This is a genomic window from Bradyrhizobium sp. (assembly GCF_030646015.1).
Taxonomy (GTDB): Bacteria; Pseudomonadota; Alphaproteobacteria; order Rhizobiales; family Xanthobacteraceae; genus Bradyrhizobium.
In genome coordinates, this window is the sequence record NZ_JAUSLT010000046.1 from 25,367 (window position 1) to 49,058 (window position 23,692).

Genomic DNA, 23,692 nt, shown 5'->3' on the forward strand with positions numbered 1-23,692 from the left:
CAGGGGGCATTGTGAGCAACGGAGGCGCGCGACGAAGCAGTCTGCCGGGGTTCGGTCTCACCATGGGACTGACGCTGACATGGCTCTCCGTCATCATTCTGATCCCGCTCGCGGGCCTGTTCCTCAAGAGTTTTGAGCTCAGCCTCGACCAGTTCTGGGGCATCCTCACCAGCCGCCGCACCCTGAATGCGCTGAAGATTTCATTCGGGCTCGCCTTCGCCGCCGCGATCGTCAATCTGGTGATGGGAATGATCATCGTCTGGGCGCTGGTGCGGTACCGTTTTCCGGGCCGCCGGATCTTTGACGCCATCGTCGACATTCCCTTTGCGCTGCCGACCGCGGTGGCCGGCGTCGCCCTGACTTCGCTGTTCGCGCAAAAAGGCTGGCTCGGCGCGCCGCTGGCCGAACTCGGCATCAAGGTGGCGTTCACGCCGCTTGGAATCTTCATCGCGATGATTTTCATCGGCATCCCCTTCGTGGTGCGGACGGTGCAGCCGGTGCTGATCGACCTCGACGCCGAAATCGAGGAAGCCGCCGCCAGCCTCGGCGCCAACCGCTGGCACACCGTTTCCAAGGTGATCCTGCCGAGCCTGATTCCGGCGCTGCTGACCGGGTTCGCGCTGGCCTTTGCGCGCGCCGTCGGCGAGTACGGGTCGGTGATCTTCATTGCCGGCAATTTGCCGAACGTCTCCGAAATCGCGCCGCTGCTGATCGTGATCCGGCTCTCCGAATTCCGCTATGCCGACGCCACCGCGATCGCCGTCGTCATGCTGGTGGCGTCGTTCCTGATCATCTTCGCAGTCAACCGCCTGCAGCGCTGGGCACAAACCCGCACGCCGGCGTATTAGGGATCGTCGGATGAATTTTCGGGAAACGAAGCAGCGGGTTCAAACCACCTCTCCCTCTGGGAGAGGTCGGATCGCTTTAGCGATCCGGGTGAGGGAGTACGGCCTTTCGATAGACCGTACCCCCTCACCCCATCCCTCTCCCCATGGGAGAGGGGGCGCACTGCCTGTGTTGGGGCACCGACGATGAACGCTCAACAAATTTCATTGAGTACGGCACGCGAGGATCTGCGGACCGAGCCCAGAATCATTCGCGTCGTCATCATCGCGATTGCGGTGACTTTCCTCACCGTGTTCGTCGTGCTGCCGCTGGTCGTGGTATTCGCGCAGGCGTTTTCCAAGGGGATTCTCGCCTATTTTTCAGCGCTGTCCGAGCCGGAAGCGCTGTCCGCCATCAAGCTGACGCTGATGGTGGCGGCGATTTCGGTCGGTCTCAATCTGGTGTTTGGCGTGATCGCGGCCTGGGCCATTGCGAAATTCGAGTTTCGCGGCAAGACCTTCCTGATCTCGCTGATCGATCTGCCGTTTTCGGTCAGCCCGGTGATCTCGGGCTTGGTGTTCGTGCTGATGTTCGGCGCGCAGGGATTCTGGGGGCCGTGGCTGCAGGCCAATGACGTCCATATCCTGTTCGCGGTGCCGGGCATTGCGCTGGCCACCATTTTCGTGACCTTTCCGTTCGTCGCGCGGGCGCTGATACCGCTGATGCAGGAGCAGGGCGCCCAGGAGGAAGAGGCCGCGATCTCGCTCGGCGCCTCGGGCCTGCAGACCTTCTTCCGCGTCACTTTGCCCAATATCAAATGGGGCGTTCTTTACGGCGTATTGTTGTGCAACGCGCGGGCGATGGGCGAGTTCGGCGCGGTCTCGGTGGTATCAGGGCATATTCGCGGCGAAACCAACACCATGCCGCTATTGGTCGAAATCCTCTATAACGAGTATCAGTTCGTGGCGTCGTTCGCGATCGCTTCCCTGCTGGCGATGCTGGCGCTGATCACGCTGGTGGCGAAGACCATTCTCGAGCGGCATCTGGACGAAGGACAGCTACCTGGTGATTGAAGTCAAGAATATCGTGAAGAAATTCGGCGCGTTTGCTGCCCTCGACCATGTCGACCTGAAGGTCGCCAATGGCGAGCTGCTGGCGCTGCTCGGGCCGTCGGGCTCGGGCAAGACCACGCTGCTGCGGATCATTGCCGGACTGGATTGGCCCGACGCCGGCGAGGTTTCATTCGATGGCGAAAACGCGCTGGCCCACGGCGCCAGCGAGCGCCACGTCGGTTTCGTGTTTCAGCACTACGCGCTGTTCCGCCACATGACGGTGTTCGAGAACGTCGCGTTCGGCCTGCGGGTGCAGCCCCGCGCGGTCCGCAAGGACGAGGCCGCGATCCGCGCCAGGGTCAAGGAATTGCTGGATCTGGTGCAGCTCGACTGGCTGTCCAGCCGATACCCGAGCCAGCTCTCCGGCGGCCAGCGCCAGCGCATCGCGCTGGCCCGGGCGCTGGCGATCGAGCCGCGCATCCTGCTGCTCGACGAGCCGTTCGGCGCGCTCGACGCCAAGGTGCGCAAGGAACTGCGGCAATGGCTGCGCTCGCTGCATCACGAGATCAACGTGACCTCGATCTTCGTCACCCACGACCAGGAAGAGGCGCTCGAAGTCGCCAACCGGGTGGTGGTAATGGACAAGGGCCGCATCGTGCAGATCGGCACGCCCGGCGACGTCTACGACAATCCGGCGACCGCGTTCGTGCACAGCTTCATCGGCGAATCCATCGTGCTGCCGGTCGAAGTGCGCGATGGCTGTGTGCGGCTCGGCGGCAAGCCCTTGAATATCGCCGCCGACGGCGTCAGCTCCGGGCCATCGAAACTGTTTGTACGTCGGCACGACATGGCGATCGGGCCGGCCGGCAGCGGCGCATTCGAGGGCGCGGTGCGGCATGTCCGCACCTTCGGCCCGATCCAGCGCGCCGAAGTAGCACTCTCGGCGGGCGAGGGCACCACCGTGATCGAGATCGACGCGCCCCGGGACCGCGAACTGCAGCCCGGCGATATCGTCAGCCTGCACCCCCGCCGCTACCGGATTTTTGCGGGGCAGGACTGAAAACGCCGCGCCGTTCACCATTCAGCCACGGTTCCTGTGCAACAACCCCAGCCATGGGGAACCTTCGAATCACGCGCGCGACGGTCGCGATAGCAGGGCTGCTGGCGCTGGGCGGCTGCGCTGCGGACGTGGCTACGACTACCGAACAGCCCACCATGTATCTCAGCATGGCCAATGGCGGCGCCCGGCTGGATCCTCAGGCCGCGGCCTCGATGATCTCGCTCTACCGGCAGAATAACGGCCTCGGCGCCGTGGCGGTCGATCCCGAATTGATGAAGCTCGCCGAGCAGCAGTCGCAGGCGATGGCCAGCCGCAACAAGCTCGATCACGACGTCAAGGGACCACTGGCGAAACGCCTGAATGCATCGGGCTATCCCGCGACGGTGGCGGTGGAAAACGTCTCCGCCGGCTATCACACCATGGCGGAAGCCTTTTCGGGCTGGCGCGACTCGCCCCCGCACAAGGCCAATATGCTGAAGAACGGTGTCACAAATTTAGGCATCGCGGCGACCTATGCTCCCAACACCAAATACAAGGTGTTCTGGACGCTCATTCTTGCATCGTCCGAAAAGCGATAACTACGGCGTGATCTGCTGCGCGGCCTGGCCGATTGACGCCGTCGCCAACTGCCGCCACGGTACAATCGTTTTCTGATGTTCGATCGAGGCTCATGACGGATCATCCCCATCCCGCGCCGGCCAGGACGCCTGCGGAAGCGCAGCGTGTACTGGTTCTGCAGGGCGGCGGCGCGCTCGGCTCCTATCAGGCCGGCGCCTATCAGGCGCTGTGCCACCATGATTTCGAGCCGGAATGGATTGCCGGCATCTCGATCGGCGCCATCAACGCCGCGATCATCGCCGGCAATCCGCGCGAGAAGCGGGTGGCGCGTCTCAAGGAATTCTGGGAGATGGTCTCCTCGCCGGTGCCCTGGACTCCGGTCGGCAAGGGCGACCGTGCGCGATCGCTGTTCAACGAGACCAGCGCCGCGTTGATCGCCACCTTCGGCGTTCCCGGTTTCTTCACGCCGCGTGTCCCGCCGGCGCCGTTGTGGCCGCAGGGCAGCCCGCAGTCGCTGAGCTATTACGACACCGCGCCGCTGAAGCAGACGCTGGAGCGGCTGGTCGATTTCGACCGTATCAACGACCTGAAAACGCGAATCAGCATCGGCGCCGTCGGCGTGGCGTCGGGCAACTTCAAGTATTTCGACAATTACGAGATGAAGAAGCTCGGCAAGAAGATCGGGCCGGAGCACATCATGGCATCCGGCGCCCTGCCGCCGGGCTTCCCGTCGGTCGAGATCGACGGCGAGCATTTCTGGGACGGTGGCATCGCCTCCAATACGCCGCTCGATTACGTGCTGGATGAGGAAACCAGCCGCGATCTCCTGATCTTCCAGGTCGACCTGTTCAGCGCGCGCGGCGAGCTGCCGGTATCGCTGCTCGAGGCCGCCGAGCGCGAGAAGGACATCCGCTTTTCCAGCCGCACCCGCATGAATACCGACAAGAACAAGCAGGTTCACAACACCCGCAAGGCGTTGCGCGAATTGATCGGCAAGTTGCCGGACTATCTCAGGAACGATCCGTCGGTCGAAATCCTGTGTGAAGCCACCAGGGAAAGCACCGTCACGGTGGTGCACCTGATCTACCGCAGCAAGAACTATGAATCCTCCTCGAAGGATTACGATTTTTCACGCGTCGGGATGGTCGAGCATTGGGGCTCGGGCGAGCGCGACGTTCATTTGTCGATGCGCCACAGGGATATGCTGGAGCGGCCGCAATCCGACGAAACCATGATGACTTACGATCTCGCGAGGGACGGCACCCTCAATGGCAACAAGGAGTGAATCGAATGGGTATTTTGACAGGCAAGACCGCGGTGGTGACCGGCTCGACCAGCGGCATCGGACTGGCATATGCGCGCGCCTTCGCCGGCGCCGGCGCCAATATCGTTCTCAACGGCATGGGCGCTGCCGCCGACATCGAGAAGGAGCGCTCGGCCATCGAGACCGACTTTGGGGTCAAGGCGGTGCATTCGCCCGCCGACATGACCAGGCCCGCGGAAATCGCCGGCATGATCGCGCTCGGCGAAAGCACTTTCGGTTCGGTCGACGTCCTCGTCAACAATGCCGGCATCCAGTTCGTGTCGCCGGTCGAGGACTTCCCGATCGAGAAGTGGGACGCGATCATCGCGATCAACCTGTCCTCGGCGTTTCACGGCATTCGCGCCGCGGTGCCCGGCATGAAGAAGCGCGGCTGGGGCCGCATCATCAACACCGCCTCGGCGCATTCGCTGGTCGCCTCGCCGTTCAAGTCGGCCTATGTGTCGGCCAAGCACGGCATCGCCGGCCTCACCAAGACCGTGGCGCTGGAGCTCGCCACCCACAAGATCACCTGCAACTGCATCAGCCCCGGCTACGTCTGGACGCCGCTGGTCGAGAAGCAGATTCCCGACACCATGAAGGCACGCAATCTGACCAAGGAACAGGTCATCCGCGACGTGTTGCTGCAAGCGCAGCCGACCAAGGAGTTCGTTACCTCGGAGCAGGTCGCGGCGCTGGCGCTGTTTCTGTGCGGCGACGACGCGGCGCAGATCACCGGAACGAACCTGTCGATCGACGGCGGCTGGACCGCGGGGTAGGCTCAAATGCCGTCATTGCCGGGCTCGACCCGGCAATCCATCAATCAAGGAATCTTGTGACGATGATGGATGCCCGGATCAAGTCCGGGCATGACGACTCTAGCTAAGTTTCCCGAACGCCAGCACGTGAAGCCCGAGCCGACGCCGCACGATCCAGAACAGCAGCATCGTCTCGAACACGAGGGCGATCGAGGTCGCCGCTGCCGCGCCATGGCCGCCGAATTTTGGCACCAGCAGGATGCAGAGCACCAGGTTCGCCACGAATGCCAGCGCATAGGCCAGCGCGCAGATCATCTGGTGACCGAGCATGTTGAGCAGCCGCTCGACCGGGCCGATCGCCGAGCGCACCACGAGGCCGATGGCGGCGATGAACATGATGTCGTAGCCGACCACGAACTGCGGCCCGAACAGCCACAACAGCGGCTTGCCCAATGCCAGCAGCACGATGGTCGCGGCCAGCGACGGCCAGAACGTCCATTTGATCGCGTGCGCGACATAGGCCGACAGCCGCGCTCTGTCGCCCTGCGCGTGATACTCGGCAAAGCGGTGCGCGGTCGTCGCCGACATCGCGTAGTGAATGAAGGACACCAGCGCCAGCGTTTTGACGACGGCGAAATAGACGCCGACCTCTTCCGAGGAACGGAACTGCTGCAGCACCAGCACATCGGTGTAGGACAGCAGCAGATAAAAGCTCTCCACCAGCAGGATCGGCAACGAAACCGCGAGCCAGCCGCGGAAATTGTAAGCTTTTGGGCCGGGCTCGACATGGCCGGCGAGCCGGCGGTTCAAGACGACCATCTGCCCGATCATGGCGATCCACACCGCGGCGGCGCTGGCCAGCATCGCGGCGGTGGCGCCGAGCTTGAAGCCGAGCGCAAAGGCGCCCGCCGTAAAGCCGATGATCAGCGACTGTCGCACGATGAATTGCGGCATCAGGCCGAGCCGCATCCAGTCATGCGAGCGCGCGATGCCGTCCTGGGTGTTGGCGACGACGAAGGCCGGCAGCGTGATGCAGCCGATGTACAGCGGCACCACCGAATTCGGATCGAGCCAGGGCGATAGCATTTTGACAATGCCCGCCAGCAATGCCGAGACGAGGGCGGACACGGCAAACGTCATCCAGCGGCTGCCGGACAGGAAACCGCGCAGCAAGGCGGTGTCGCCGCTGGCGCGATATTCCGGGATGATTTTCTGCGCCGACGCTGAAATGCCGAAATCCATCATGCTGCCGAGCAGCAGCACCCAGGTCCAGACATAGACGTAGACGCCGTAATCCGAGCCGCCCATCCAGCGCGCCAGCAGGATTTGCGACAGATACGCCATCGCTGCACTGACGACGCGAATGATGAACACGGTGCCGGCGAGGCGTTTGGTGACGGAGGCTTCGCTGGTGCCGCCGAGAAGACGGCCGAGCATCGACCGCAGCCGCGCGATCGGGCCTGCGGGCAGGGCGGGTGCGGAATCAGTGTCCATCACGGCCACAGCGAAAATCCCTGAAGCCGCGGGCGGCGCGGCGATGTCTGGGCCTATCAACTATTCGTTAAGAATCGGTGGCCTGCGGCAGTATCAGCGTCGTCCCTGCGAAAGCAGGGACCCATAACCACAGGACTTGAGTGTTGCAAAAGGTGTCGACCCAGGTGCCCGAACGCATCCGCCTCGGCGTATGGGTTCCGGCGTTCGCCGGAACGACGACTAATTCAAATTGACATTGAACTCGTACGCTTTGTCACCGCCGACCAGCGTGAACTTAAGCGCGGCGCCTTCCGGCTTGGCGTCGGGCGGCAGGCCGTCGAGCTCGAAGCCGAAACGCTTGACCCCGGGGTACCCGCCCTCGATCAGTTTCGGAACCGGCAGCGCCCAGTCCGGCGTCGGTCCTTCGACGAACAGGCTGACCTCGCGCGCGTCGGGCACGGCCACGTCGACCAGCACGTTCGCCTTTCCGTCGCGTTTGACGTCGCGAATGGTCAGCGGATTGGGATCGCCGATAGTGGCCGGCTTCGGCACGGTGTCGAGGGCGGCGAACAGCGCGCTGTCCTCGGTGCTCGCAACGCTGGTGAAGGCAAGCTCGGCCCTGGCTTCGACGGGAATGCAGAGCTTTTCGCAGACCGCGTAACTGATATCGGCGCGCAGCGTGACCGGCTTGTCGGCATTCTTGGCGACGATCCGCAACGGCAGCACGACCTGGGTCTTGTAGCCCAGGGATTGACCGCCGGCGCCGTCATCGAACTTCATCGGGGCCGGCCACAGCACCGTGACGGCTTCGACATTGTCCGATTTCGAGAAATCGAAACGCGGCGGCACCCCGGAATCGCCGGGCGTCCGCCAGTAGGTTTTCCAGCCTGGCTGCAGCTGAAACGCGATGCCGCCGAGCAGCACCGCGCCGCTGCGCGAGCCCGCCAGCAACCGGACCGCGGAGTGGCCGTCCCGCTGCCATGGCGACGAATCCCCGGCATGGACCTCGGCCGCCAGGGATGACGCAAATACGGCAACGGCCAGGCCGAGCGCGGCCCGCAGGGGAACTATGACGGTCATGAGACCGTCTTTACAGGCTGGCGAGGCGGTAAACCATTGAATTGCTTGTGATGCAGGGTGAAAAACGGCGCGATGCTTGATTGACAGAACGGCCACCCAATATCAGGATGGACATCAACACGAGAGTCCTTTGCGGATGGACCCTGAAGGCAAAAGAACGAGGACTGCTCGCCGTCAAGCTGCCGCCGGCGCTGGCGACAATTTGTCCAATCAGGGCTATCTCGACGGTCAGTTGTTGATCGCAATGCCTGTCATGGGCGACCCTCGGTTCGAGCGGTCGGTGATCTATCTCTGCGCGCATTCGTCCGAAGGCGCCATGGGCATCATCGTTAACCGTCCGGCCGGCAGCATCGACTTCCCCGAATTGCTGGTGCAGCTCGACATCATCAAGAAAGCCGACCAGATCAAGCTGCCCGAAAATGCCGAGAGCATGAAGGTGCTGAAAGGCGGTCCGGTCGAGACCGGCCGCGGCTTCGTGCTGCATTCCAGCGATTTCTTCATCAAGGATGCGACGCTGCAGATCGACGAGGGCATTTGCCTGACCGCGACCGTCGACATTCTCAAGGCGATCGCCAGGGGCGCCGGCCCGAAGCACGCGATCCTCGCGCTCGGCTATGCCGGCTGGGCGCCGGGACAACTGGAAACCGAAATCCAGGACAATGGCTGGCTGCATTGCGACGCCGATCCGGACCTGATCTTCGGCCGCGACGTCGAGGAAAAATACCTGCGCGCGCTGCGCAAGATCGGCATCGATCCCGGCATGCTGTCGAATGAAGCCGGGCATGCGTAGCGGCAGTGCCTGACACAAACGCGGTGTCGTCCCTGCGAACGCAGGGACCCATAATCCCGGTAGGTAATTGTAAGAGCACGATGGTTGCCCAATCGCGCCTTATCGGCGGTCTCATTTCACAAGAGACAGCGCGGCGTATGGGTCCCCGCGTTCGCGGGGACGACGAGGTATTTGATCCCGCGTCCCTTACTCCGCCGCCTGCTGCGTCACCGTAGGCTCGGTTCCGGCCACCGTGGCGCGGCGCATGTCGCGGGGCTGCGACTGGTCGTAGCGGCGGACGCGGTGCATGGTCTGGCGGTTGTCCCACATCACGAGGTCATGCAGCGTCCATTTGTGGACGTGGACGAATTCGCGCTGCGTGGCGTGCTCGGTGAGGTCGCGCAGCAGCAGCCGCGCTTCCGGCACCGTCATGCCCTTAATGGCGCCGGCATGCGACGACAGATACAGCGACTTGCGCCCGTGCACCGGATGGGTGCGCACCAGCCGCTGCAGCACCGGCTTGAACAATTCTTTCTCTTCATCGGTGTAATCGAGAAAGCCGAGCGAACCCCGCGAATACATCAGCGAGTGCTCGCAGATCATGTCCTCGATCTCGGCCTTGGTCTCGTCGTCGAGTGCGTCATAGGCCGCGCGCATGTCGGCGAATTCGGTGTTGCCGCCCTTCGGGTTGACCACCCGCGCCGACAGCAGCGAGAATTTCGCCGGAATCGGGCGGAACGAACTGTCGGAATGCCACAGGCTGTTGCCGAGATTGAACAGATGGGTGCGGTGATCCTTTGGCAGCGGTTTGCCGTCCTTGCCGAGGTTGGAGACGTCGTTCAGTCCGGACGTCAGCCGGTAATCTTCCTTCTTGGTGACGGTGCCGCCACGCGCGTTCTCGCGCTCGCCGAAATTCAGCGCGAACGCCAGTTGCTGCTCGTCGGTGATGTCCTGATTGCGAAACAGCAGCACGGCGTATTTGTCCATGCCGGCCTCGATGTCGTGCGCATCCTGCGGCGTCAGCGGCTTGCGCAGGTCAACCCCCGAAACCTCGCCGAAAAAATGCGGGTGAAGCTGCCGGATCGTGATGGCCATGGCGCGTTTCTCCTGATCGAGGCGGGCGGTTATTCCGCCCTGTTGGACAAAAAACTACTCCCTGACCGGATGATGTCAACGGATGGCGATGCATGGCTCGTGTCCCGGACGCGGTGCAGCGCACTTGGCGCTGCTCCGCAGAGCCGGGACCCATCTACACCATCACCTGTTGCCAGATGGACCCCGGATCAGCAGCGCATCACTTCGTGCTGCGCAGCGTCCGGGGAACGGCGTCACGCATTCCGCGCCATCAGGCCGCCGTCCACCGGGATCACGGCGCCGGTCAGGAACGACGCCGCCGGCAGGCACAGGCTCAGCGTCATATGGGCGACCTCTTCGGGGTCGCCGTAGCGGCCGAGCGCGGTGCGGCGTTTGGCGTAGATGGTCTTGTGCTCCTCCGAAATCCGCTCCGTGATCGCGGTCCTGATCGGGCCGGGACAGATGCAGTTCACGGTGATGCCGTCGCGGCCGAGTTCCACCGCGAGCGATCGCGTCAGGCCGGCCACGCCGGCCTTCGCCGCCGAATACGGGCTGTGCAAGGCGGTGGCGCCGAGCGCCTCGGTGGAGGCGATATTGACGATCCGGGGGCTTTTCGATTTGCGCAGATGCGGCAGCGCGGCGCGGATGATGCGCGGATGCGCCGTCAGCATCACGGCCAGTCCCCTGGCCCAGGCTTCCTCGTAGCCGTCATCGTCGATCGCCACGCGCACCGAAATGCCGGCATTGTTGATGACGATATCGAGCCCGCCGAAATGCGCGGCAATGGCGCTGACGACGGCGTTGATGTCGTCGCGGCTGGCGACATCGAGCGTCCAGGCCTTGGCGTTGCCGCCGCTGGCTGCGATCTCGTCCGCCACGGCCCGCGCGCCATCGGCCGAATAATCCGTGACCGCGACATTGGCGCCCTCGGCCGCGAACACGCGAGCGGTGGCGCGACCCATGCCGCTGGCCGCGCCGGTGACGAGCACGGTCAATCCCTTGACCGAGCGGCTGAGCTGTTTGAATTCGGACATCGGATACTCGCTGATGAGGTCCTGCGGCTTGCAGGATTGACAAGGCTGGCACCGATCCCCAGAGAGGTCAAACCAGGCGAAAAAGAACGGAAGGCGCGCGCGATGAACGAACTGGATTTCAAGGCTAAGCAGGTTCTCGTGGTCGGCGGCTCCAGCGGCATCGGCAACGGCATCGCCCAGGCGTTTCGCAGCAGGGGCGCGCGCGTGCAGGTCTGCGGCACCCGCGCTTCGGCGTCGGATTATTCGCCGGAAGAGGGATCGCATCTCGATGGTCTGGAGTATGCGCGGCTCGACGTCGGAGACGCAAAAGCGATCGAGAATTTCAAGCCGTCGTTCGACCGGCTCGATGTGCTGGTGCTGGCGCAGGGTGCGGTGATCTACCGGAGAGGCGAATTCGAAATGGACGGGTTTCGCAAGGTGCTCGAGGTCAACCTGATGAGCCTGATGGCTTGCGCCGGCAAATTCCATGACATGCTGAGTGCGGCGAAGGGCTCGCTGATCATCGTCAGTTCGACCGCCGCCTATCACTCGACCAAAGGCAATCCGGCCTACAACGCCTCGAAGACCGGCGCCATGGGCCTGACCCGGACACTGGGACAGGCGTGGGCCGAGGATGGCATTCGCGTCAACGGCATCGCGCCGGGTCTGGTCGATACCAAGATGACCAAGGTGACGACGGCAAATCCGAAGCGGCTCGAGGGCGCGATCGAGCGGATCCCGCTGAAGCGGCTGGGTACGCCGGCCGACATGGCGGGTGCCGCATTGTTCCTGGCCTCGCCGCTTTCGTCCTACATTGTCGGGCAAACCTTGATCGTCGACGGGGGACTCATTCTCTAGGAACCGGAGCCGGTTTCGTCAGTTAGCTCCGCGAGAATCAGCTCAGGAGTAAACACGATGGACAAGGATCGAATTGCCGGTTCGGCCAAGGATTTCGCCGGTAAGGTCGAGGGCGCCGCCGGCAAGATCGCCGGGGATGCCCAGACCGAGGCGTCGGGCCGCATCCGCGAGGCTGCGGGCACGGTGCAGAACCTGTACGGTCAGGCCAAGGATGCCGCGCGCGACGCTACCGATGCCGCCGCCGGTCTCGCCAAGGATGCCTATGAGAACAGCGGCGAGACCCTGCGTGAGGGTTCGGAAGCCGTGGCGAAGAGGGTGCAGGACAATCCGCTCGGTGCGCTGCTGATCGCGGGCGGCATCGGCTTTGCGCTGGCGATGCTGATGACGCGTCCGCCACGCCGGCCGCCGCCGCGCTGGCGGTATTGAGGGCGAGCGGTTTCTCTCGTCATTCCGGGATGCGCCGCCAGGCGCAGACCCGGAATCCAGAAGTATTAGGCCAGAGTTTACGACGAGATTCCGGGTTCGATGCTTCGCATCGCCCCGGAATGACTCGTGACTATCGTGAGCGCGCGAACACGCCCGGGACCGCGGCGGACCGTCCGACATTGCTCGGCGGACGCGGTGCGGCCGGGGCGAGGGGTCCACGCGGCGGCGGCGGGGGCGGCGCCACCTGGCGCGGGGCCGGCGCGGCGCCAAAACCAAAGAAATTCCCAAACGCCGGCGCCTCCGGCTGTGCCGGGCGGAGCCTCTTGACCACCGGTTTCGGCGGCGCGCCCGGAGCAGCCGCCGTTCCATCCGGCGCCGTCGATGCCACCGGCGTATCCCCCTTGGCCTGTTCGCGTCCGACCTCGCGGCGCGGCCAGACGAAATCATCGGCGCGGCCGGCGGGCGGCGCCAGCGGTTCGCCCTTGACCAGCGTTCGCGCCGCCAGCGCATCGACCGCGGCCGGCCGCGAGCCGGGGCCTCCGAGCAGTTGATCGGTTCCGACGGAGGAGGCCACCAGCGGCAGGATCGGTCCGGCCAGCGGCCGCGGCGCCGGCTGACCGGGCAGCGCGTTGGCATCGGGTGTCGCGGGTTCGGTCGGCAACGCAATCGGTCCGGAACGCGCCGCCATCAGCCGGGTGATCTCGCGCTCGGCATAATGCGCGAGCTTGCGCGCGCCGGCCTTGGTGAAATACACGCCGTCATGGGCGCGCAGCCGGCGGATCTGGCCTTCGAAGTCCGGGCCCTGCAGCAGGAAGCGGCCGGCTTCGTCGACGAAGCCGTCCCAGACGTCGACATAGGTGATGCCGGCCTTGCCGGCGGCGTCGCGATACAGTGAATTCAGGAACAGCGTGTCCGACATCGCCTTGGGGCCACGCACCGCGGGCAGGCCAACCCACAGCACCGGCACGCCCCTGGATTTCAGGACCGCGATCATCTCTTCGATCTTCTTGGCGTAGAGTTCGACCCAGCGTTCATCGCGAAATTCATGGAGACCGCTGCCGGTTCGCGCGCTTTTCTCGGGTGCTACGATCGACGGCAGATCGCCGTCGGTATCGTCGGCGGCGTCGGCATCGGCCGGCTTGCTCTCCGGCTTCGCTTTGGCGTCGGCCACATCATCCGGCTTCGCCGCGGGTTTCGCGTCGCCGGGTTTAGCGTCGGTCTTGGCATCGGTCTTGGCATCAGCCTTGGCGCGCGGGTCCTTCTTGTCGTTCTCTTTCTTGGACTTGTCGACCGCTGCTTCGCGGATCGCGACGCGGTCGTTGAGTCCGAGCATGACGACGATGGCGTCCGGCTTCTCGCTGGCGAGAATGCCTTTTGCCGCGGCGGCCCAGTCGGAAGGCTCGCCTTTGGGCTGATACTTGATCAGGCCGGAGACGGTCTTGTGCTTGCGGATCACGCCCATGTCCGGCTGTTCCGAATAGGCATCCTCGAGACCATAAGCGAGCCAGTCCGCCATCGCGTCGCCGAGCACCAGCACGTTGCGCTCCGGCACGATGTTCGGGTCGCGCTTGTCCGGCGGCGGCGCCCTGGAAAAATTCTCGACCCGTTTCGGCGCCTGCTGCTGGAATGGCGCGAACAGGTCGCCGCCGAACCAGCCGCCGCCGCCACCACCGCGCTGGGGCGGCGGAGCCGGCCGGGGTGGTCCGCCAAAATTGAAGAACTGCGCGGATGCCGGCCCGACGATCCCGACCAGCAGCGCGACCGCAACCGCCAGCACGATCAGCGGGCCGCTTTCGGTGAACACCCGGAAAAAGGACTTCCCTAAAGAAGATTTGGGCTTTTGCATTCGGATCGATCGCGATTTGAAGATCAGGCCAACGCTATAATAGCGGAATCAGGCCGCAAGCGGGCAGATTTCCCGCCATAGACCGGGCTTCGGCCGCCGCCGTCAAGGTCGGTCCGGAAATGTCCTGGTCAAGGTTACTTTCGTCGGCCGGAAGCGGCTTTTTACCGCCCCCTGAGCCGTTCCAGCACGCCTGCGGAGGCAAATCCGTCCGCCGGCGCCCCGATCGAGGCCTGGAAGCCGCGCAGGGCCTCGCGGGTGTGACCGCCGAACTGACCGTCGGGGGTGCCACGGTAGAAGCCACGCTGGGCCAAGAGCTGCTGCAGTTCCAGCCGCTCGGTGCGTGACAAAGTGCGTTCCTGCCGCGGCCAGGGCTGCACGAACGGCGCGCCGCCGCGCAGGCGGTCGGCGAAATGGCCGATCGCCAGCGCATAGGCCTCCGCCGGGTTGTATTTCATGATCACCCGGAAATTCTGCAGCATCAGGAAGCCCGGCCCCTCGGCCCCGGCCGGGGCCAGCAGATAGGCCTTGTCGGCCGGATTCGGGAACGGCTTGCCGCCGGCGCGGGTGAGCCCGAGATGCTCCCATTGCGCAATCGTCATCGCCTTGGCGCGGTCGGCCAGCATGTAGTTGAAGTTTTTGGGCATCACGACCTCGAAGCCCCAAGTCTGGCCGGTCTGCCAGCCGTCCTTTTTCAGATTGTTGGCGGTCGAGGCGATCAGGTCGTGGGGATTGTCGACCACGTCGCGGCGGCCGTCGCCATCGGCGTCGACCGCGTAGCGCTTGAACGCGGTCGGCATGAACTGGGTCGGTCCGAATGCGCCGGCCCAGGAGCCGCGCAACTGTTCCGGCCGCAGATCGCCGCGGTGCAGGATCTCCAGCGCGACCAGGAATTCGTCCTTGAAGTATTTCTGGCGGCGGCCGATGCAGGCCAGCGTCGCGGTGGAATTCAGCACGCTGCGGTCGCCCATCATCGTCGAATAATTCGATTCGATGCCCCAGATCGAGGCGACGATATAGCGGTCGACGCCGTAGGCTTTCTCCACCGCGTCGAACTGCGGCTTGTATTTGGCGAGGATCTCGCGGCCCTTGGCGAGGCGATTGTCGTTCACGAGAATGTCGAGATAGTCCCAGATCGCCTTGGTGAATTCCGGCTGCGAATCCATCAGGTCCATGATGCGCAGGTCGGGTTGCAATCCCGCGGTGAATTTTTGAAAGTTCGCCTGCGAAACGCCGCGCCGTGCGGCATCGGGCCACATGCCGGCAACGCAATTGTCGAAATTCGCCGCCGCCTCGCGGATCGCGGATGCCGTCATCAGGGGGTGGCCGGAGGCGCCGTCCTCGCCGGTCCACGGCAACGGGGCGCTGCTGCCGGCGGGCGCCGGTTGCGCCTGGGGCTGCATCGGCGTCGCGGATTTCTGGCCGGAGAACAAATTGCCGAACGGATTCGTGAATCCGCCCCCTGTCGACTGGGCCCAGGCCGCGCCAGCGAACAGAGTCTCGCCGGCGAACAACAGCGCCGTCGCAAGCACGGCTGCGCCGGCCAAGCCAATCCTCGATAATCCTGTCCGCTGCATGGTCTGCCTATTCCCCGAATCCCGTGGCCAGAAGGCCCTGCTACGGTTTCCAATAGCTTAACAAAGGTGGGGTTTCGTTTCTTGCCCCTTTGCGGGGAGGCTGGGGAACTATCATCATACATCCGCCTTTGTTCCCGGCTGCAAACCGGTTACCAACGTGCGGTCGAAATGCACGGTCGCCAAAAGCCCAATTAAAAGCCCCCTTACCAGATTCCTTAAAGGCATCCTGACCCCTCATGAAAATCCGCAAAGCCGTCTTTCCGGTCGCCGGCCTCGGCACCCGCGTCCTGCCCGCCACCAAGGCGATGCCGAAGGAAATGCTGACCATCGTCGACAAGCCGCTGATCCAGTATGTGTTCGACGAAGCCAAGGAGGCCGGCATCGAACATTTCATCTTCGTCACCGGCCGCAACAAGGGGGTGATCGAGGATCATTTCGACCGCATGTTCGAGCTCGACACCACGCTGGCGGCGCGTGGCAACAAGAAGGCCGAGATCGAGATCCTGGCGCGCGACCAGCCCGCCGCTGGTGCGACGAGTTTTACCCGGCAGCAGGCGCCGCTCGGCCTCGGCCACGCGGTGTGGTGCGCGCGCGATATCGTCGGCAACGAGCCGTTCGCGGTGGTGCTGCCGGACGAGCTGGTGCTGAACACGCCGGGCTGTCTGGCGCAGATGATCGAGGCGGCCAACAAGCTCGGCGAGAAATCCAACGTGATCGCGGTGGAAGAAGTGCCGGCCGATATGACGCATCAATACGGCATCTGCGGCGTCGGCAAGCGCCTCGGCAGCAACATGTTCGAGGTCGACGGCATGGTGGAGAAACCGCCGAAGGGCACCGCGCCGTCCAATCTCTCGATCACCGGGCGCTACATCCTGCAGCCGGAAATCTTCAAGATCCTGGAAACCCAGGAGCGCGGCGCCGGCGGCGAAATCCAGCTCACCGATGCGATGATCGGCCTTGCCAGGACGCAAAACTTCTACGGCGTCGAGTTCGAGGGCGAGCGGCATGACTGCGGCTCCAAGGCAGGCTTCCTGCGCGCCAACATCGCCTTCGGCATGGCGCGGGCCGATTTGCGCGACGGCCTGCGGGCGGAGATGAAGCACTATCTGGAGAAGTGAGAGGTCGTCACCTGTGACCCATCCTTCAAGCTCGTAGCCCGGATGGAGCTAGCGGGCGGCGTGAAGCGCCGTCCGATGGCGCAATCCGGGAGCGGATCGGGACGGGTCCCGGATTTCGCAAGAGCTCCATCCGGGCTACGGGCAAGGTCGAAGAGCGCGCCTACGCCACCAGCGAAAGCTGCGGCACGGTGGCGACCACGCACCGGTTGCGGCCGCCGGCCTTGGCCGCGTAGAGCGCCTTGTCGGCGGCTCCGACCAGTTCGGACCAATCCTGGCTGACACCTGGCGTCAGGCTGGCGACGCCGATGCTGACCGTGGTGTGGTCGGACCATTGCTCGACTTTCAGCCGGATGGTTTCGGCCACCGCCAGCGCTTCTTCGGCCGACAGCGCCGGCAGCAGCACGGCAAATTCCTCGCCGCCGTAACGCGCGGCGCAATCGCCGGCGCGCCGCACCGAATCCGAGATGCAGATGGCGACGCCGATCAGCGCCTCATCGCCGGCCTGATGCCCGAAGGTGTCGTTGTAGACCTTGAAGTGATCGGCATCGATCATCAACAGCCCCACCGGAATTTTCTGACGCGTGGCGCGCCGCCATTCGGCATCGATCGAGGCATCGAACTTGCGGCGGTTCGTCAATCCGGTGAGCGCATCGGTCGTCGCAAGCTCCTCGAGCTTGTCCTCCGCCTCGGCGCGGCGGCCGATTTCACGGGCGAGAAAAAGGGTCACGCCGAGCACGAACACGATCAGCGCCGCCACGATCGCGGCGATCCGGATCGCCTCGGTCCGCCACAGGCTCAGTATGCTGTCCAGGGGCTTTCCGACCACGACGTTGAGCGGGCCCGCGCCATTATGCCGGACATACAGCCGCGGTATCGGATCGACGGGGCCGGCCCCCGCATACGATCCGCTGTTCATGTTGGCCGGGTTCCAGCTCGCCCGGTCCGCCAAATTCTTGCCGATGATGTCGAGGTCGAATGGCCGGCGCATGATGATGGTGCGGTCCTGGCGCAGCACGGTGATGGTATCGTCAGGGCCGAGGCTCAGGCGGCCGAACAGGTCATGGAAATAGCTGAAGCGGATCGAGCCCGCGACCACGCCGAGAAAGCCTCCATCCTGGTCGGTGATGCGCCGGCTGAGCACGATGGCATAGGCGCTGCGGTGCAGCATGGGCTTGCTGATGAAAAGGCCGGAGTCGGGATTGTCCCGGTGGACCCGGAAGTATTCTTCGTCGCCGCGATTTTCCTTCCGCGGATCGAGCGTCGACGCATCGATGGTCAGTTCTCCCGCAGCGTCGAACACCTGCAGCGCGCCGAAATGCCTGGCGCTGGCGGCACGGTCGAACAGGATCAGGTGCAGGATAGGTTTGCTGAGCTCCTTGATTTCCGGCAGGATCATGTTGCTGGCGGCGGCGCGCAGCGACAGGTCGTAGAGCTCGATATTGCGGTTGATGTCGGAATCGACGCCGGATGCGAGATTCTCCAGCATCTGGCGCGCCAGCGCTTCCTCGCCGCGGCGCATGTCGAGCATGACGTTGGCGCAAATCGCGGAGAAGCCGATCACCGTCGCGACCGACGAGATGATCAGCAGTTTCGCCGATAGCCGCCAGGGCCGCCTGGCCCCCTCCTTGCGCCATCCAAATCGCATGGTTCGCTCCAGATACTCTGAATGCACCGGATTCGTTGCCGCAGGCTTAAGTGGCGACAGCGACGCGGTAATGAGTTAACGATTCGTTGACTGGAACCCGGAAAATGCGGGTCCGGGGCCCTTCCGGGCAGACGAACCACCGAGGCAAAAAGTGAACGATTACGACCCGCTGCGCGATTACCTGAAACAGCAGACACTGCCCGAATTCGTACTGAGCTTCGAAAAGATCGAGGAGATCATCGATGCCGCGCTGCCGCGCGCCGCGCACCGCGCATCGTGGTGGGAAACGCTGCGCAGCCCGCAGGAAAAGATGCCGCAACGCGAAGCCTGCCTCGCCGGCGGCTACATCGCGACGCGGCTGGCGGACGGCAAGAGCGTGCGGTTCAAGAAGATGAAGTGAGCGACAAGGTTAGGGACCCCTGGAGCACCCATGGCAAAACACCGGATCTATAGGACGAGTTTCGCCAGCGTCTATCCGCACTACGTTGCGAAAGCAGAGAAAAAAGGACGCACCAAAGCCGAGGTTGATGAGATCATCTCCTGGCTGACCGGCTATGGTCAAAAGCAGCTCGAAACACAGCTTGAAAAACGGACCGACTTTGAAACCTTCTTTGCAAAGGCTCCGAAGATCAATCCTTCGCGCGCCTTGATCAAAGGCATGGTCTGCGGTGTCCGGGTGGAGGATGTCCAGGAGCCAACGATGCGGGAAATTCGCTACCTGGATAAACTGATCGACGAGTTGGCGAAGGGAAAAACAATGGATAAAATTCTGCGAAAGGAATGATCCTGAGCGGCCGAAGCGGACGTCGGCCGAAAGGCGCTTGATACCACGCACGGACCCGCCTCAACGCATTTTTTGGAGCCCGTCATGCAGGTTTACAATGTCGTCAAGTTCAAGGTGAAGGCTGGCGAGGAAGCCGCCTTCCTCGATGCGCACCGCAACGGCAAGGCCCGATGGCCCGGCCTGGAGAGCGGGCACATCATCAAGACCGGCGAGCAGACCTTCTGCCTGATCGGTGTCTGGTCCAGCCAGGAAGCGATGGTTGCCGCACGGCCGGCGATGATCAAGACGCTCGACAGTTTCAGGTCGCTGCTCGAGGACCAGGGCGGCGGACGCGGTATTACCGATGCCGTTTCTGGCGCTGTCGTACTAGATCTCTGAGGCGGCCCTGCCTAGCTCGCCGCCTCCAGCCGCTCTTCCGTCAACAGCCGCATCGCGGCATCCGCATCCATCGGCTCGCCGAACGCAAAGCCCTGGGCGTATTCGCAGCCCAATTGATAGAGTTCGACGGCGTCCGAGTCGGTCTCGGCGCCTTCCGCCACCACGTCCATGCCGAGGTCGTGCGCCAGCGCGATGATCGATTTCAGGATCACCGGGCGGGTGCCGCGGCTGGTGGTGCGCACGAAGGACTGGTCGATCTTGATGGTGTCGAACGGGAAGCGCTGCAGATAGGCCAGCGAGGAATGGCCGGTGCCGAAATCGTCCAGCGACAGCCCGGTGCCGAGTTCGCGGATCCGGGTCAGCATCTGCGCGGCGTGCTCGGGATTTTCCATCACCAGCGATTCCGTCAGTTCTAGCTTCAGCGTGCCGCGGGCCACCGAGGAGCGCGACAGCACGGTGCGGATGTCGTGGATCAAATCGTGCCGCAGCAGCTGACGCGACGAGACGTTGACGCTGGCAAAGATCGGCTCGCGCGAGCGCATCGCGCGTTGCCAGATCGCCAGCTGCTTTGCCGTTTCGTCCAGCACGAACATGCCGAGATCGACGATCAGGCCGATTTCCTCGGCGATCGAGATGAATTCCACCGGCGACATGCGTCCGAGTTTCGGGTGGTCCCAGCGCGCCAGCGCCTCGAAACCGGCGATCGAACGATCTTCCAGCCGCACGATCGGCTGGTACAGAATGGTGATTTCCTTGCGCTCGATGGCGCGGCGCAATTCGCTTTCCAGCGTCAGCCGGTCGGTCTTGCGCGCGCGCATCGCCGGCTTGTAGACGTCGATGCGGTCGCCGCCGATCCGCTTGGAATGGTACATCGCGAGCTCGGCGTCCTTGATGATCTCTTCGGACAATTGCGTCTGCGGATCGGACAGCGCGAGGCCAATCGAGGCGGTCAGGAAGATCTCGCGGTCGTTGAAGGCGATCGGGGCGCGGATGGTCTTGCGGATGGTCTCGGCGAAGGCGGTGATGCGCGCCGGGTCCTGCTCCGACATCAGGATCAGGCCGAACTGGTCGCCGGCGAGCCGCGCCAGCGTGTCCTGCGGCTTGAGGATGCGGGTCAGCCGCCGCGCCAGCGTCAGCAGGATCGAATCGCCGACCGCGATCCCTACGGAATCGTTGACCTGCTTGAAGCGATCGAGGTCGATCACCATCAGCGTCGGCCGCAGGTTCGGCATGGTCTTGGCGAAATTGGCGACCGCGCCGAGGCGGTCGATGAACAGCTTGCGGTTCGGCAAGCCCGTGAGATTGTCATGCACGGAATCGTGCAGCATGCGCTCTTCGGCATTCTTCTGCTCGGTGACGTCGGTGAGCGTTCCGACCACGCGGGAAACCTCGCCGTCGGAGCCGACTACCGGGCGCGCCTTGAGCGCAAACCACATGAAGTGGCCGTCCGGTGTGCGCAGCCTGAAATCCTGCACCAGCCGGCCGCGGCGCTGGTCCAGCACGCTGTCCAGTGCCGCGCGGAATCGGTCCTGGTCGAGCGGGTGCAGCACCTCGAGCCATTTCGCGGCGGGGCCTTCCAGCGTGCCGCGCTTGAGGCCGAGCAATTGCTCGGTTTCGGGGCTGGTAAACACCTTGTCGGCCGAGACGTCCCAGTCCCAGATCAGGTCGCCCGAGCCGGTCAGCGCCAGCGCCCGGCGCTCGACGTCGGAAACGACACCCGTGGTGGCGCCGCCGCCGGCAAAAGCGTGCTGCATCACGGTAAATCCGATCAGCATCACGATCAGCACGAGGCCGCCGAGCAAGGCAGGGCCGACGATGTCGTTGGTGACGGAGCCCGCCACCGTCATGCCGGCCGCAATCACCCACACCACGAGGAGGAACCAGGTCGGGATCAGCAGCACCGCGCGGTCGAACCCGTGGGTCGAGAGATAGACGATGAGGGCAAAACCCGCGAAGGCGATCAGCACCAGCGACATCCGCGCGATGCCGGAGGCCACGGCCGGATCGAACAGCGCCAGCGCCACCAGCGAGCCGAGAAAGGTCAGCCAGCCCACGGTGATGTGGGAATAGCGCACATGCCAGCGGCTGAGGTTGAGATAGGCGAACAGGAACACCAATAGCGTCGCCGCCAGGATCGCTTCGCCCGCCGCGCGCCAGACGCGCTCGGCGTTGTTCGACATGTCGAGCACCTTGCCCCAGAAGCCGAAATCGACGCCGATATAGACCAGCACCGCCCATGCCAATGCGGCGGCGGCGGGGAACATGATGCTGCCCTTGACCACGAACAGGATGGTCAGCACCAGCGCCAGCAGGCCGGAAATGCCGATCACGATGCCCTGGTACAGGGTGAACGAATTGACCTTGTCCTTGTAGGCGTCCGGTTCCCACAAATAGAGCTGCGGCAATTTATCGGTGCGCAGCTCCGCGACGAAGGTGATGACGGCGCCGGGATCGAGCGTGATGCGGAAGATGTCCGCGGTCGCGCTCTCCTGTTTCTCGGGACGGTCGCCGGTCGACGGCGTGATGGTGGCGATGCGCGACAGTCCGAGATCGGGCCACAGCAACCCCGACGACACGATGCGATAATGCGGCGCGACGATCAGGCGGTCGAGCTGGTCGTCGGTGTTGTTGGCGAGCGCGAACACCACCCAGTTCTGGCCGCCTTCGCGGGCGCGGACTTCGATGCGGCGGACGATGCCGTCGGTGCCCGGCGCGGTGGAAACCTGGATGCGGTCGGCATCGCTGCGCTGATGACTGAGGATCGCGGTGAGATCGATTGCGGGCGCGTCACTGCGAACGCTGACCGCGTCGACAGCGCGCGCCGAAGGCGCGGCGGCAACAATCATGAGGCCCAGCGCGAGGGGCGCAAGGCACCTGATCAGACGCAATGTCAGTTCTCCGCAATCAGTCACATGTCCGGGCGAAGCTGGTCGACCGGCGTTGCGCGATAAATGACATGAAAGTGAGGGAAATCAAAGGGTTTCCGGCTGCGCATCGCGCAACAGCGTTAAACCGCCAACACAATTTTGCCAATATGTTCGCTGGTCTCCATGCGCCGATGGGCGTCGGCGGCCTTTTCCAGCGGGAATGTACTGTCCATGACGGGTTTGACCCTGCCGTCGCGCAACAGCGGCATCACCCTGGCCTCGATCGCGGCCACCATCGCCGCCTTGTCCGCATTGCTGCGGGGGCGCAGCGTCGAGCCGGTGTGAACCAGCCGCTTCACCATCACCTTGGAGAAGTTAACGGTGGCCTTGGGCGTCCCGCTCAGGAACGCGATCTGGACGATGCGGCCGTCGACCGCGGCGGCATCGTAGTTGCGGTCGATATAGTCGCCGCCGACCATGTCGAGAATGACATTGGCGCCGGCGCCATTGGTCGCCTTCTTCGTGGCCTCGACGAAGTCCTCGGTCTTGTAGTTGATGGCGAGGTCAGCGCCGAGTTTGGTGCAGGCATCGGCCTTGTCCTTCGATCCCACGGTGACGATCACCCTGGAGCCGAGCGCTTTTGCCAATTGGATCGCCATGGTGCCGATGCCGGACGAGCCGCCATGGATCAGCAAGGTCTCGCCGGGCTTCAACGCGCCACGCTCGAACACATTGTGCCAGACGGTCATCAGGGTTTCCGGGATGGCGCCGGCTTCCTGCATCGACAGAGCGGGCGGCACCGCCATCGCCTGGGCGTCCTGTGCGATGCAATATTGCGCGTAGCCGCCGCCGGCCACCAGCGACATTACCTTGTCGCCGAGCTTGTGCCTGACGGAGCCCGCGCCGAGCGCGACCACTTCGCCGGCAATTTCCAGACCGGGCAGGTCGCTGGCGCCGGGCGGCGGCGGATAGGCGCCGGAGCGCTGCGCGACGTCGGGGCGGTTGACGCCCGCGGCCTTTACCTTGACCAGGATTTCACCGGGACCCGGCACCGGGAGCGCGCGGGTCTCGGGCACCAGAACCTCGGGACCGCCGGGCTTGCTGATGCCGACGACGGTCATTTGCGCGGGCAGCTTTTCCATGGTGTTTCCTTGGGCCAGGATGGGAAATTCGAAGAGGCACCTGATTAGCCAGCCGCGCTCCGGCTGGCAACCGCCTCCCCAAAATGCTGAGC

Annotated in this window: 22 protein-coding genes; 13 read left to right on the forward strand and 9 right to left on the reverse strand. The window is 64.1% G+C overall.

Features of this window, described 5'->3' with window-relative positions:
- Positions 1 to 41: 41 nt before the first annotated feature.
- The 6 genes from cysT (at position 42) to Q7T45_RS06975 (ending at position 5,574) form a co-directional block, all read left to right on the forward strand.
- The gene (gene cysT, locus Q7T45_RS06950) at positions 42 to 848 is read left to right on the forward strand and encodes a sulfate ABC transporter permease subunit CysT (protein WP_304869194.1); all 807 of its coding nucleotides are present in this window, start codon (positions 42 to 44) and stop codon (positions 846 to 848) included.
- A gap of 204 nt (positions 849 to 1,052) precedes the next feature.
- The gene (gene cysW / locus Q7T45_RS06955) at positions 1,053 to 1,898 is read left to right on the forward strand and encodes a sulfate ABC transporter permease subunit CysW (RefSeq protein WP_370691227.1); all 846 of its coding nucleotides are present in this window, start codon (positions 1,053 to 1,055) and stop codon (positions 1,896 to 1,898) included.
- Positions 1,888 to 2,937 carry a sulfate/molybdate ABC transporter ATP-binding protein gene (locus tag Q7T45_RS06960; RefSeq protein ID WP_304869197.1) on the forward strand — a complete coding sequence of 350 codons (1,050 nt, stop codon included), beginning with the start codon at positions 1,888 to 1,890 and terminating at the stop codon, positions 2,935 to 2,937. The genes cysW and Q7T45_RS06960 overlap by 11 nt, the downstream gene beginning before the upstream one ends.
- A 53-nt stretch (positions 2,938 to 2,990) precedes the next feature.
- Entirely contained in the window at positions 2,991 to 3,515 is a 525-nt protein-coding gene (locus tag Q7T45_RS06965) for a CAP domain-containing protein (RefSeq protein WP_370691228.1), read from the forward strand.
- Positions 3,516 to 3,607: 92 nt separating this feature from the next.
- Positions 3,608 to 4,780, forward strand: coding sequence for a DUF3734 domain-containing protein (locus tag Q7T45_RS06970; RefSeq protein ID WP_304869106.1), 1,173 nt, complete (start codon positions 3,608 to 3,610; stop codon positions 4,778 to 4,780).
- A gap of 5 nt (positions 4,781 to 4,785) precedes the next feature.
- Positions 4,786 to 5,574, forward strand: a complete 789-nt coding sequence (locus Q7T45_RS06975; RefSeq protein ID WP_304869109.1) for a 3-hydroxybutyrate dehydrogenase — start codon at positions 4,786 to 4,788, stop codon at positions 5,572 to 5,574.
- A 99-nt stretch (positions 5,575 to 5,673) separates the two neighbouring features.
- On the opposite strand, the gene Q7T45_RS06980 is transcribed toward Q7T45_RS06975, so the two are convergent.
- Together Q7T45_RS06980 and Q7T45_RS06985 are read right to left on the reverse strand one after the other, a co-directional pair.
- Positions 5,674 to 7,047, reverse strand: coding sequence for an oligosaccharide flippase family protein (locus tag Q7T45_RS06980; RefSeq protein ID WP_304869111.1), 1,374 nt, complete (start codon positions 7,045 to 7,047; stop codon positions 5,674 to 5,676).
- Positions 7,048 to 7,266: 219 nt separating this feature from the next.
- Positions 7,267 to 8,106, reverse strand: a complete 840-nt coding sequence (locus Q7T45_RS06985) for a protein-disulfide reductase DsbD domain-containing protein (RefSeq protein ID WP_304869113.1) — start codon at positions 8,104 to 8,106, stop codon at positions 7,267 to 7,269.
- Between the two features lie 136 nt (positions 8,107 to 8,242).
- On the opposite strand from Q7T45_RS06985, the gene Q7T45_RS06990 reads away from it, so the two are divergent.
- Positions 8,243 to 8,896 (forward strand): YqgE/AlgH family protein, encoded by a 654-nt coding sequence (locus Q7T45_RS06990; protein ID WP_304741811.1) that lies wholly within the window; start codon positions 8,243 to 8,245, stop codon positions 8,894 to 8,896.
- Positions 8,897 to 9,082: 186 nt separating this feature from the next.
- On the opposite strand, the gene Q7T45_RS06995 is transcribed toward Q7T45_RS06990, so the two are convergent.
- Complete coding sequence (locus tag Q7T45_RS06995) at positions 9,083 to 9,970, reverse strand: TauD/TfdA family dioxygenase (RefSeq protein ID WP_304869114.1); 888 nt, start codon at positions 9,968 to 9,970, stop codon at positions 9,083 to 9,085.
- Between the two features lie 233 nt (positions 9,971 to 10,203).
- Positions 10,204 to 10,983, reverse strand: coding sequence for an SDR family NAD(P)-dependent oxidoreductase (locus tag Q7T45_RS07000; RefSeq protein WP_304869115.1), 780 nt, complete (start codon positions 10,981 to 10,983; stop codon positions 10,204 to 10,206).
- Between the two features lie 102 nt (positions 10,984 to 11,085).
- Between Q7T45_RS07000 and Q7T45_RS07005 the strand changes: the two genes are divergently transcribed.
- Both Q7T45_RS07005 and Q7T45_RS07010 read left to right on the forward strand, forming a co-directional pair.
- Positions 11,086 to 11,820, forward strand: coding sequence for an SDR family NAD(P)-dependent oxidoreductase (locus Q7T45_RS07005; RefSeq protein ID WP_304869117.1), 735 nt, complete (start codon positions 11,086 to 11,088; stop codon positions 11,818 to 11,820).
- 57 nt (positions 11,821 to 11,877) lie between these two features.
- Positions 11,878 to 12,246, forward strand: a complete 369-nt coding sequence (locus Q7T45_RS07010) for a CsbD family protein (RefSeq protein WP_304738391.1) — start codon at positions 11,878 to 11,880, stop codon at positions 12,244 to 12,246.
- A gap of 130 nt (positions 12,247 to 12,376) precedes the next feature.
- Here the strand turns inward: Q7T45_RS07010 and Q7T45_RS07015 are convergent, their stop codons facing one another.
- Together Q7T45_RS07015 and Q7T45_RS07020 are read right to left on the reverse strand one after the other, a co-directional pair.
- Positions 12,377 to 14,092, reverse strand: coding sequence for an SGNH family hydrolase (locus Q7T45_RS07015; RefSeq protein ID WP_304869119.1), 1,716 nt, complete (start codon positions 14,090 to 14,092; stop codon positions 12,377 to 12,379).
- 161 nt (positions 14,093 to 14,253) lie between these two features.
- Positions 14,254 to 15,666 carry a lytic murein transglycosylase gene (locus tag Q7T45_RS07020; RefSeq protein ID WP_304869122.1) on the reverse strand — a complete coding sequence of 471 codons (1,413 nt, stop codon included), beginning with the start codon at positions 15,664 to 15,666 and terminating at the stop codon, positions 14,254 to 14,256.
- 236 nt (positions 15,667 to 15,902) lie between these two features.
- On the opposite strand from Q7T45_RS07020, the gene Q7T45_RS07025 reads away from it, so the two are divergent.
- On the forward strand, positions 15,903 to 16,784 hold the full coding sequence (locus tag Q7T45_RS07025; RefSeq protein ID WP_304869124.1) for a UTP--glucose-1-phosphate uridylyltransferase: 882 nt from the start codon (positions 15,903 to 15,905) through the stop codon (positions 16,782 to 16,784).
- Positions 16,785 to 16,944: 160 nt separating this feature from the next.
- On the opposite strand, the gene Q7T45_RS07030 is transcribed toward Q7T45_RS07025, so the two are convergent.
- Positions 16,945 to 18,429: a diguanylate cyclase gene (locus Q7T45_RS07030; protein WP_304869126.1), complete on the reverse strand. Its 1,485-nt coding sequence runs from the start codon at positions 18,427 to 18,429 to the stop codon at positions 16,945 to 16,947.
- A gap of 151 nt (positions 18,430 to 18,580) precedes the next feature.
- On the opposite strand from Q7T45_RS07030, the gene Q7T45_RS07035 reads away from it, so the two are divergent.
- The 3 genes from Q7T45_RS07035 (at position 18,581) to Q7T45_RS07045 (ending at position 19,591) form a co-directional block, all read left to right on the forward strand.
- On the forward strand, positions 18,581 to 18,829 hold the full coding sequence (locus Q7T45_RS07035; RefSeq protein WP_304869128.1) for a hypothetical protein: 249 nt from the start codon (positions 18,581 to 18,583) through the stop codon (positions 18,827 to 18,829).
- Between the two features lie 30 nt (positions 18,830 to 18,859).
- On the forward strand, positions 18,860 to 19,213 hold the full coding sequence (locus Q7T45_RS07040) for a DUF2200 domain-containing protein (protein ID WP_304869130.1): 354 nt from the start codon (positions 18,860 to 18,862) through the stop codon (positions 19,211 to 19,213).
- Between the two features lie 84 nt (positions 19,214 to 19,297).
- Positions 19,298 to 19,591: a DUF718 domain-containing protein gene (locus Q7T45_RS07045; RefSeq protein WP_304869132.1), complete on the forward strand. Its 294-nt coding sequence runs from the start codon at positions 19,298 to 19,300 to the stop codon at positions 19,589 to 19,591.
- Between the two features lie 11 nt (positions 19,592 to 19,602).
- Here Q7T45_RS07045 and Q7T45_RS07050 read toward each other — a convergent pair whose 3' ends face one another.
- The gene (locus Q7T45_RS07050; protein WP_304869134.1) at positions 19,603 to 22,479 is read right to left on the reverse strand and encodes an EAL domain-containing protein; all 2,877 of its coding nucleotides are present in this window, start codon (positions 22,477 to 22,479) and stop codon (positions 19,603 to 19,605) included.
- A gap of 119 nt (positions 22,480 to 22,598) precedes the next feature.
- Positions 22,599 to 23,600, reverse strand: a complete 1,002-nt coding sequence (locus Q7T45_RS07055) for an NAD(P)H-quinone oxidoreductase (RefSeq protein ID WP_304869136.1) — start codon at positions 23,598 to 23,600, stop codon at positions 22,599 to 22,601.
- Positions 23,601 to 23,692: the final 92 nt, after the last annotated feature.

Bases quoted from the DNA above. Each gene is read 5' to 3' on its own strand.
- Q7T45_RS06965 (WP_370691228.1), top strand. From the start codon at position 2,991: ATGGGGAACCTTCGAATCACGCGCGCGACGGTCGCGATAGCAGGGCTG.
- Q7T45_RS06970 (WP_304869106.1), top strand. From the start codon at position 3,608: ATGACGGATCATCCCCATCCCGCGCCGGCCAGGACGCCTGCGGAAGCG.
- Q7T45_RS06975 (WP_304869109.1), top strand. From the start codon at position 4,786: ATGGGTATTTTGACAGGCAAGACCGCGGTGGTGACCGGCTCGACCAGC.
- Q7T45_RS06980 (WP_304869111.1), bottom strand. From the start codon at position 7,047: ATGGACACTGATTCCGCACCCGCCCTGCCCGCAGGCCCGATCGCGCGG.
- Q7T45_RS06985 (WP_304869113.1), bottom strand. From the start codon at position 8,106: ATGACCGTCATAGTTCCCCTGCGGGCCGCGCTCGGCCTGGCCGTTGCC.
- Q7T45_RS06990 (WP_304741811.1), top strand. From the start codon at position 8,243: ATGGACCCTGAAGGCAAAAGAACGAGGACTGCTCGCCGTCAAGCTGCC.
- Q7T45_RS06995 (WP_304869114.1), bottom strand. From the start codon at position 9,970: ATGGCCATCACGATCCGGCAGCTTCACCCGCATTTTTTCGGCGAGGTT.
- Q7T45_RS07000 (WP_304869115.1), bottom strand. From the start codon at position 10,983: ATGTCCGAATTCAAACAGCTCAGCCGCTCGGTCAAGGGATTGACCGTG.
- Q7T45_RS07005 (WP_304869117.1), top strand. From the start codon at position 11,086: ATGAACGAACTGGATTTCAAGGCTAAGCAGGTTCTCGTGGTCGGCGGC.
- Q7T45_RS07010 (WP_304738391.1), top strand. From the start codon at position 11,878: ATGGACAAGGATCGAATTGCCGGTTCGGCCAAGGATTTCGCCGGTAAG.
- Q7T45_RS07015 (WP_304869119.1), bottom strand. From the start codon at position 14,092: ATGCAAAAGCCCAAATCTTCTTTAGGGAAGTCCTTTTTCCGGGTGTTC.
- Q7T45_RS07020 (WP_304869122.1), bottom strand. From the start codon at position 15,666: ATGCAGCGGACAGGATTATCGAGGATTGGCTTGGCCGGCGCAGCCGTG.
- Q7T45_RS07025 (WP_304869124.1), top strand. From the start codon at position 15,903: ATGAAAATCCGCAAAGCCGTCTTTCCGGTCGCCGGCCTCGGCACCCGC.
- Q7T45_RS07030 (WP_304869126.1), bottom strand. From the start codon at position 18,429: ATGCGATTTGGATGGCGCAAGGAGGGGGCCAGGCGGCCCTGGCGGCTA.
- Q7T45_RS07040 (WP_304869130.1), top strand. From the start codon at position 18,860: ATGGCAAAACACCGGATCTATAGGACGAGTTTCGCCAGCGTCTATCCG.
- Q7T45_RS07045 (WP_304869132.1), top strand. From the start codon at position 19,298: ATGCAGGTTTACAATGTCGTCAAGTTCAAGGTGAAGGCTGGCGAGGAA.
- Q7T45_RS07055 (WP_304869136.1), bottom strand. From the start codon at position 23,600: ATGGAAAAGCTGCCCGCGCAAATGACCGTCGTCGGCATCAGCAAGCCC.